The 4,161-nt window shown below is 57.5% G+C and carries 4 protein-coding genes; 3 read left to right on the top strand and 1 reads right to left on the bottom strand.

Annotated features, from left to right (window positions below):
• Window positions 1-160: 160 nt before the first annotated feature.
• Window positions 161-832, top strand: a complete 672-nt coding sequence (locus tag JF616_22820) for a hypothetical protein (protein MBW8890597.1) — start codon at window positions 161-163, stop codon at window positions 830-832.
• Between the two features lie 121 nt (window positions 833-953).
• Here the strand turns inward: JF616_22820 and JF616_22815 are convergent, their stop codons facing one another.
• Complete coding sequence (locus JF616_22815; protein MBW8890596.1) at window positions 954-2,495, bottom strand: sugar transferase; 1,542 nt, start codon at window positions 2,493-2,495, stop codon at window positions 954-956.
• A gap of 419 nt (window positions 2,496-2,914) precedes the next feature.
• Here JF616_22815 and JF616_22810 point away from each other — a divergent pair, with 419 nt between their 5' ends.
• Both JF616_22810 and JF616_22805 read left to right on the top strand, forming a co-directional pair.
• Window positions 2,915-3,418 (top strand): hypothetical protein, encoded by a 504-nt coding sequence (locus JF616_22810; GenBank protein ID MBW8890595.1) that lies wholly within the window; start codon window positions 2,915-2,917, stop codon window positions 3,416-3,418.
• A 71-nt stretch (window positions 3,419-3,489) separates the two neighbouring features.
• A partial coding sequence (locus JF616_22805; GenBank protein MBW8890594.1) for a hypothetical protein occupies window positions 3,490-4,161 on the top strand: 672 nt, incomplete at its 3' end.

The following is a 4,161-nucleotide window of genomic DNA, read 5'->3' as shown; positions in this document are numbered from 1 at the left end:
ATCGCCCTATCCAAGTCCTTCGGCATCGAGGCCAAGGTGGTGGGCCGGACCGAAGCCGGGCAGGGAGCGAACCGTTTGATCCTCAGGACGGGCGGCCAGGAGTTCACGTACCAACTTTGAGCGATCTCCGTGGCCCCGTCAAAACCAATGGGACAAAATTATGAATGCCGTTTTGATCCGTTATTCCGGCTACACGGCAACGCTTGTGGTTTTCTTGGCTTGGTTCATCAATAACGTTTTCGTCACCAGCCTTCAAAATGTCACCCAGGAGCTCGATGCCATCCAGGGCGAACAGGATGCCTCGGCGGATTTGGCCCGGATAAACGATTTGGTCGAAGGGCAGCGGACCTTATTCAAACGGGTCGAAGCGCTGCAAGCCGGAAACCAAAATGAAGAGGCGATGGATTCGGAATGGGTCGCATCGCTCGAATCCAATGGCAAAAGAACCGCTGAAAACGCTCGGCAACTGGATGAACTGGCCCTCCGGGTTGCTCCAAAGCATCAAGATGATCTGGTCCAGGGCATAAAGCAAAGCGTCGAGAAGACCCAACTCTATGCCACGGAGATTAGCGCGGCGGCGGAAAAGTACAGACGGGAAAAGGCGAAGGAATTCCTCGATACGCTCGAAGCGACCTCCCAAGGGTATAACGGAATCGAGGAGACTTCGGCTGACCAGTACGAAAAACTGAATGCGTACGTGACTGAGGAGAGTAGGAGCAGTTCCAAAGCCGCGGAAACCGCCTCGATGATGGCCTATGTCTTTTCCGCTTTGGGCGTGGGCTTGGGTGGATTCGGGCAATGGTTGCAGAAAAAGCAAAAGAAGGCCGCTTAGTTAAATCGGCCCTGAGTAAACGCGGGGCGTTGCCAATAGCCTGTGAAAGCCCGTAATCTCCCCCAAATGAAAAGGGCCCGCCATCCGGCGGGCCCTTTCCCATGAATCTTACCTCGCCTGCTCAGTAAGCGCCGATCCCCTTGAGGCAGCTGGTCACGGTCTTGGCCAGGATCACCATGTCCAGCAGGAAGCTCTGGTTGTTGATGTAATACATGTCGTAGTCCATGTTCTCATGGATGGCGATGCTGCGATCGGCGCTGATCTGCCAAAGGCCCGTGATACCCGGTTTCACGTTCAGCCGTTGGCGGTGCAAATCGTTGTATTGATCCACGATGAAGGGCATTTCAGGACGAGGGCCCACCAGGCTCATATCCCCCTTGAGGACGTTGAAGAGCTGGGGCAATTCGTCGAGGGAACTGCGGCGGAGGAAGCGGCCGATGGGCGTGATACGGGGATCCCGGCCCGACTGCGGGGTGATGGCGTAGACGGGGGTGTTGACGTACATGGACCGGAACTTGAAGAAGCGGAAGCGGCGGCCCGCCTGCCCCACGCGCTTCTGGACGAAGAAGATCGGTCCCCGGCTGGAGACTTTCACCGCGAAGGCCAAGGCCAGCAGGAGGGGAGACAGGACGATCAGGAGCAAGAGGGCCGCCACCACGTCGAAAATACGCTTGGCGACCTGGGTCTTGAAGGAATATTTGGGCTCGGTCATCCCGATAAGGGGGATGCCTTCGACCTCGGTGATTTTCACGCGTTGGATGACGATATCGTAGAGCGAGGGGACGATCTGGAACTCGCATCCCGTCTCACGGCACACGTTGAGGATATCCACCACGACCTTGGAAGGCACCTGGGGCAGGGCGATGAAGAGTTTCGTCGCCCCGGTAGAGCGGATCGTTTCCTTCAGATTGGTGAAGTCGCCCAGCACGGGGGCGCCCACCACGGTCTTGCCCGCCAAGCCGCCGTTATCATCGATGAAGCCGGCCACGTGATAGCCGAGCTTGGGCGATTGCTTGAATTTCTCCATGAGCTTACGGCCCACGACCCCGGCCCCGTAGATGAGGGTGGTGGTTTCCACGATGCCTTTGCGGCGAAGGTAGTTGTTGAACTTGAAGAACCCGTAGCGCTGCACCAGCATGAAGGCCAGCATACAAGTCCAAGTCAGCCCGAAGATGCCCCGGCTGAAATAGAGCTGATGGGCCATGTACATGATCCCCAGGGTGAACAGGCAGGCTTTGCCCCAGTTCATGAGGATCAACTCGAACTCGCGCACGTTCATCAGGCTTCGTTGCGGTTGATAAAGGCCGTGGACTTCCATGCCCACCAAGGTGGTCACCAGGGTTACGCCCAGGAAGGAGTAATACCGGTAGATGCGCTCAGGCTCGTAAATGTCGATGGCGATCCAGGGGCCGACCATGCTCCAAAGCCAATATCCGGCCCCGAAGCTGAGGACGATGGTGACCGCATCGGCGAGCACCTGCAAGGTGGTCAGGATCTGCTTGTAATGGGCGAGGGCGATGAGTCGGGAAGAAGCCGGGGTTCGCAGCGATTCCTGCGGAGCAGAAACCGATTCGGACCCCGGGTTTAGCCCTAAGGTTTTATGGGCATCCTTGGACGCAAGATCCCCAGGGGACTTGGCCGAGGGCCGGGAAGTTGAAATCATATGCGCGTTTTCCTTACCGCAAGTAGTGGCCGGTAAAAGATTTAGACTCGAAAGATAGTGATATTAGCGGCATGTTTGACAATTTTTTAAGCGCCTCGGAAACTGGACCAGTATACGATGGTGGCGAAGGAATTGTCCTTTTTATTTATCGGGGGTTTCCGTACCGAAAGCCAAACACCGTCGGATAGGACGAGCCGGTGGATATCGAGAATCTTGCAATCCATGCGGTAAAAAAAGTAAGTATGGAAAAGAAAGGTAAAATGGGCGGTTTGTCGGGGTCCGGACCCGACTTTCAGAGGGCGAAGCGGTGAGTTTCACGGTATAGTTAGGAGCGGCAAGGTAGGCGCTTCCGCTCGGAAGCGAAATTGGACTGACGAAATAATTTACGGACCACCATTCCTGTATAAATGGAAAAGACCATGAAAAGTGTATTCTGGCGCGTTCGGGGGGTCGCTTGCGTGCTGGCCATGGTCTCCCTTTGCCCTGCCGGGAAACAGCGTATCATCCTGAGGCTTAAGGATCCTCTTCGCGCCGAATCGATCCAGATCCACGCCCCCGGTCTTTCCAATGGCCATGGCGAGACGCGCGATCTCGACGCCAAGGTGGAGCTCGGAACGGCGGCCCGCTCGGATGCGCCCGCGATCCAGGACGCGGGCCTGAAGCTGGGCATGTCGGTGCATAACTACGGCAAAAGCGGGGTACAAGTCACGTTAACCCTACCCACCGCCGGATATGTCGAATTGAGCGTCATGGATTTCTACGGCAAGCGCGTGGCTACCTTGGTCGACGGTAATCTGCCTGCCGGCATCTACCCGTTGCGTCCCGTGACGCTAAACAATTCGGACGCCAACGGCATCAAGTTCCTCACCTTGCGCATCAACGGCAAGGTCGCGCTCAAGAAGGTCATCACCAAGGTCCGTTAATGGGAGCGTGTCTTAGGCATTCGGCTCTGTTTGCGGCGACGTTCGCGTCGGCGGCGTGCGCGCTTAGCCAATTGCAGGTTGAGAACGCCACCGTGGGCCAACGCGTTCTCATCTTGACGGTAGACGATTCCATCCAGGCGCCGGACCTGTCCAAGTTGAGGGTGGACGGCTATGAAATCGAAAACGCCTTGTTCGTGGAGGAAGCGGATTCGGCGACGCGCCTCGCGCCCAACTATTTCGATATGACGGATCCGACGCATGGCCGGATCCTGGAATTCGCCCCGACCCCGGGAAGCCTGATGGTGGAGTTCCCCATGGGCTTCACACCGCAAGCGGGAATGGTACTGGGGGATACCTCCTTCGGGGGCTTGCTCCGGAAGGTCGTCGACGTCGATCCCCAATATCAGTCGGGGCCTACCGGCCGTATTTGGCATCTGCGTACCCAGGAAGCGGGATTGCCTGACGCGGTGTTGGGATGCGATATCTCTTTCCGGACGCGCATGGATTTCAACCTGGCCTTGGCCGATCTGGCCCAGTCGCAAGACCTGCAGGGAAGCTTAGGCGCGCCGGATCCGGCGACCGGGGATCCCGCTCCCGCCTCCGGACGGTTGGACCTAGGGCTTAAGGGGGCCCAAATCCTATTCCAACCGGCGGTGACGGGACGCATCCGCATCCGCGACGGGAACGTCGATATCTTCAACGTGAAGGTAAACGGCGATTACGAGGTGATGGCCCAGTTGCAA

This window comes from Fibrobacterota bacterium (genome assembly GCA_019509785.1).
GTDB lineage: Bacteria > Fibrobacterota > Fibrobacteria > UBA11236 > UBA11236 > Chersky-265.
The sequence above is the reverse complement of the archived record's forward strand: the minus strand, read 5'-3'. Positions and strand labels throughout refer to the sequence as shown.

What these genes read in the sequence shown, in the direction of transcription:
- JF616_22815 (MBW8890596.1), bottom strand. Translation starts at nt 2,495, where the DNA reads ATGATTTCAACTTCCCGGCCCTCGGCCAAGTCCCCTGGGGATCTTGCG.
- JF616_22820 (MBW8890597.1), top strand. Translation starts at nt 161, where the DNA reads ATGAATGCCGTTTTGATCCGTTATTCCGGCTACACGGCAACGCTTGTG.
- JF616_22810 (MBW8890595.1), top strand. Translation starts at nt 2,915, where the DNA reads ATGAAAAGTGTATTCTGGCGCGTTCGGGGGGTCGCTTGCGTGCTGGCC.